The following is a 2013-nucleotide window of genomic DNA, read 5'->3' as shown; positions in this document are numbered from 1 at the left end:
GCTGGCCGAACGCAGCCAGGTGGCGGCACAAGAGATTGGCCAGCTGGCCAGCAACTCGGTGGGCATGGCCGAACGGGCGGGCAAGCTGCTCGACGAGATCGTGCCCGCCACCCGCCGCACGGCTGAGCTGGTGCAGGAAATCACCGCGGCCTCACAGGAGCAAAGCGCAGGCGTGGGCCAGGTCAATGCGGCCATGGGCCAGTTGAACCAGATCACCCAGCAAAACGCCAGCGCCTCGGAAGAGCTGGCCGCCACCGCCGAAGAGATGAGCAGCCAGGCCGACAACCTGCAGCAGCTCATGGCCTTCTTCAATTTGGGCAACGGAACAACGGGTGGACAACGCCGGACACGGTAAGTCCTGGCGCACACGGCCGAAATCAGCCGCACAAAGCACCACATCGGTGCCAATGGATGCACCAAATGGACGCATCGGAGGCATGCCATCGGCTCTGAGAGCAGCGTGCCCCCCCGGATTTCCTGATGGGAAAACCAGGAAATCCCGATCCACAGCAGGTGAAGCTGTCCATATTCTCGGGCTCCATGAACCCAAAAGGACGCATGGAGAAAACTCACGCACCTTTTTGGACTTCCAGCTTGAAATGCACCAATAACAAGCAAACCCACACCCGTCATCGGTGATCAGGTTCTCCGGTGAACACATTGAGCCTTCCATGAAAAGCCTACGAACCAAGTTGTTGACGTTGTTCGGATTGCTGCTTGCAACCACGCTCTTTCTCACATCGCTCAACCTTGCGGAGCAATGGCGAAACCTTCAGCAAGCACACAAGGAATCTTTGGTTCAACGTGCCGCTGTGACCACCAGCGCACTGGTTCATGAACTCCAGAAAGAAAGAGGGCTGTCCGCGGGGTTCATTGGCAGCAAAGGGGTCAAATTCAGCACGGAGCTGAGTCAGCAGCATGAACTGTCCGACAGGCACCATGCAAAACTGAAGTCATTTCTGGCCGAAATGCAAAAGGACCAGGAGTCAGAGCCTTGGTTGATGGCGTTGCAAGAAGGTGCCAAAAGCCTGGAGAACATCAGCGACACACGCAATCAAATTGCCCATCTGTCCATTCCCGCTGAAATGTCGTTGGCCTATTACACCGGAGCCATTGACCGCTTCTTGACCATGCTGAACCAAGCTTCAGAAGGAAGCTCCCCGGCCATCGCACGGCAAATCATGGCTTACACACTGCTCATCAATGCCAAGGAACAGGCTGGGCGTGAACGAGCCACCCTCAACAGCGTGTTTGCATCCAATGCGCCCATGTCAACCGCCGTGCTGCTGAAGTTGCAGTCGATCATCACCGCACAAGAACTCCACTTGTCCAACTTTCGAACCCTTGTTTCCAACGAACAACTCCAAGCACTGGATGCTCTGCTGGCGACGCCCCCGTCAAAAGAAACCGCACACATGCGTTCAGTCGCTTTGGACAAGGCCCAAAGCGGCAACTACGGCATTGAGCCCGCCAAATGGTTCCAGGCCATCAGTGGAAAGATCAATGCACTGAAATCGTACGAAGATGAGCTGTCCGCTTCATTGGACTCCAGCACACAGCGGGGAAACGCATCAGCGCTCCGCGGGGTCATTCTTTCTGCGGTGTCGGCCGTGGGCATCTTGTCCTTGGGACTGGTGTTTTACTTCATCATTCAACAGATGCTGCGCCGCATTGAACTGGCCATGGAGGTTGCCAATCAACTTGCTGCGGGCAATTTGGATAATTCAATATCGTTGGGGGCTTCAGACGAAACCGGCCAGTTGCTGGCCGCCATGCAACGCATGCAAACCACCATCCAAACCATGGTGGACGACATGAACCGCATGAGCACCGAGCACGACCGGGGCGACATCGAGGTGGTGATGGACGGCCAAAAGTTCCAAGGAACCTTCCGCACCATGGCCGAAGGCGTCAACAACATGGTCAACGGCCACATTGCCGTCAAGAAGAAGGCCATGGCCTGCATTCAGCAGTTTGGCGAAGGCAACCTGGACGCACCGCTGGAAGCCTTCC

2 protein-coding genes are annotated in these 2013 nt (G+C 56.4%); both read left to right on the top strand.

The annotated features are described in order from the left end of the window. A partial coding sequence (locus ACYVB7_RS19140) for a methyl-accepting chemotaxis protein (RefSeq protein WP_460510465.1) occupies positions 1-355 on the top strand: 355 nt, incomplete at its 5' end. Between the two features lie 346 nt (positions 356-701). Continuing rightward, positions 702-2013, top strand: a 1312-nt coding sequence (locus ACYVB7_RS19135) for a nitrate- and nitrite sensing domain-containing protein (RefSeq protein WP_460510463.1), incomplete at its 3' end; no start/stop codon positions are given.

It is taken from the genome of Hydrogenophaga soli (genome assembly GCF_054777695.1).
The sequence above is the reverse complement of the archived record's forward strand: the minus strand, read 5'-3'. Positions and strand labels throughout refer to the sequence as shown.